This window comes from Nocardiopsis sp. JB363 (genome assembly GCF_900143625.1).
Lineage (GTDB): Bacteria > Actinomycetota > Actinomycetes > Streptosporangiales > Streptosporangiaceae > Nocardiopsis.
Window position 1 is genome coordinate 1 of record NZ_FRFF01000118.1, and the last position, 1,378, is coordinate 1,378.

General features: G+C 70.6%; 1 protein-coding gene. It reads left to right on the plus strand.

All coding sequences use genetic code 11. The features are described 5' to 3' along the window. The first annotated feature begins 98 nt into the window (after window positions 1–98). Window positions 99–1,319 (plus strand): ABC transporter substrate-binding protein, encoded by a 1,221-nt coding sequence (locus tag BQ8420_RS17425; protein ID WP_087100187.1) that lies wholly within the window; start codon window positions 99–101, stop codon window positions 1,317–1,319. Window positions 1,320–1,378 lie beyond the last annotated feature (59 nt).

The following is a 1,378-nucleotide window of genomic DNA, read 5'->3' on the forward strand; positions in this document are numbered from 1 at the left end:
CCCTGAGCCCCCGAAGCCCCCGCCGCCTCACCCGTACCGCGACGGCTCTGGTCGTCGTCAGCCTGACCACCACCGCCTGTGCCGACGGCGACGGCACCATGGCCGATCCCGGCCTGGCCGGGCAGAACCTGGAGATCGTGGGCCCCTGGGCCGGCGACGAACAGGAGGCCTTCGAACGCGTCCTCGCTGTCTTCGAGGAACGGACCGGCGTCACGGTCTCCTACAGCGGTGCGGGCGACGACCTACAGACCCTTCTGCAGACCCGCATCCAGGGCGGGGACGAACCCGACGTCGCGCTCATCCCACAGGCCGGCCTCATCGAACACTTCGCCGACGAGGGGGCGCTCGTCCCCCTCACCGATGACGTCGTGGACGCACTCGACGAGAACATGGCCGGCGCCTGGACCGAGTTCGGTTCGGTGGGCGAGACCCCCTACGGCGTCTACCTCAAGGTCGCCCACAAGTCCCTGGTCTGGTACAACGACGGACTCTTCGCCGAGATCGGCGCCGTCCCCCCGCGGAACTGGAACGAGTTCGTCGAACTCTCCGCCGACCTCGCCGACACCGGCATCAGCCCGCTGTCCGTCGCCGGAGCCGACGGCTGGGTGCTCACCGACTGGTTCGAGAACGTCTACCTGCTGACCGCCGGCCCCCGGATGTACGACCGGCTCAGCCGGCACCGGATCCCCTGGACCGACCCCAGCGTCGAGGTCGCCCTGGAGACCCTGGCCGAAGTCTGGGGCGAGGACCGCCTCATGCTGGGCGGCAGCGACGGCGCGCTTCAGACCGACTTCCCCACCTCGGTGCTCGACGTCTACAGCGACGACCCCGATGCCGCCATGGTGATGGGCGCCGACTTCATCGGCGGTGTGGTCACCGCCGGCACGAACGCCACCGTCGGCGACGACGCCCGGGTCTTCCCCTTCCCTCCCATGGCGGGGGACGAGGGCTCCGTGGTCGTGGCCGGTGACGCCGCCGTCGCCATGAACGACGGCACCGCCACCATGGAGTTGCTGCGCTTCCTCGCCACCGCCGAGGCCGCGGGGGAGTGGGCGGCCATCGGCGGGTTCGTCTCGCCCAACCGGCACCTGACCGCCGACGACTACGCCGACCCGGTCACCGGCCAGATCGCCGAGCAGATCGTCCTCGCCGGGGACGGTGTCCGCTTCGACCTGTCGGACCAACAGCCCGCCGTGTTCGGCGCCACCGTCGGCGACGGTATGTGGCAGACCCTCCAGGACTTCCTCGGGGACCCCTCCGACGTCGAGGGCACCATGGAACGTCTGGAAGAGGAGGCCGCCCACGCGCACGGACGGTGAACCGACGCATCACCCCCGACCGAGGCGAAAGATGACCACGCCCCACGACACCACGGCCC